The organism is Tetzosporium hominis (assembly GCF_002265435.1).
Lineage (GTDB): Bacteria > Bacillota > Bacilli > Bacillales_A > Planococcaceae > Chryseomicrobium > Chryseomicrobium hominis.
This window is the reverse complement of record NZ_NOKQ01000283.1, coordinates 1-277: the sequence shown is the minus strand read 5'-3', so window position 1 is coordinate 277 and position 277 is coordinate 1. Positions and strand designations below refer to the sequence as shown.

General features: G+C 46.9%; 1 protein-coding gene. It reads left to right on the top strand.

The genetic code is table 11. The features are described from left to right. The coding region (locus tag CF394_RS13045) for a VOC family protein (protein ID WP_500691229.1) at window positions 1-277 on the top strand (277 nt) is incomplete at both ends.

The window sequence follows — 277 nt, the reverse complement described above, 5'->3', positions numbered from 1 at the left end:
ATGTGATCGGTTTTCAAGTATTAAAACAGGACGGCAAAACGGCGGAGTTCACAGTTGACGGAAAAAATCCGCTTTTGATCATTGAGGAGATTCCAAATGCTGTTGTTCTTCCTGAACGATCGGCAGCAGGCCTTTATCATTTTGCCATTTTGCTTCCAAACCGAAAGCAGCTCGGCATGGCTGTGAAGCATTTGATCCGCGCCGGCATTGAACTCGGCCAGGGAGATCACCTTGTCAGCGAGGCGTTTTACTTGTCAGATCCTGATCAAAATGGAAT